Origin of the sequence: Zoogloea sp. LCSB751 (assembly GCF_002028455.1) — a bacterium.
Lineage (GTDB): Bacteria > Pseudomonadota > Gammaproteobacteria > Burkholderiales > Rhodocyclaceae > Zoogloea.
Map to the genome: position 1 here is coordinate 1 of NZ_MWUM01000225.1, position 268 is coordinate 268.

Annotated in this window: 1 pseudogene; it reads right to left on the minus strand. The window is 59.0% G+C overall.

From position 1 onward, the window contains the following. Positions 1-268 (minus strand): annotated as a pseudogene (locus tag B4920_RS26425) (IS21 family transposase); the annotation flags it as partial.

The window sequence follows — 268 nt, forward strand, 5'->3', positions numbered from 1 at the left end:
GTGATAGTCGATGTTGACCTTGACCGTTTTGATGGCGACATAGCGATAGGGATGCACCGGTAGTGACCCCAGTGCCGGGCGGTCCAACTGCTCAAACGCCTCGCGTCGGTTACCGGGCAGCTGCTTGAACGGGCGCTCGTTGAGCTCATTCAACAAAGCCCGGATGCACTGGTTTAGCTCGGCAAGCGAGAAGAAGGTCTGATGGCGTAGACGAGCCAGGATCCAGCGCTCGACGATCTGCACACCCACCTCGGCCTTGGCTTTGTCC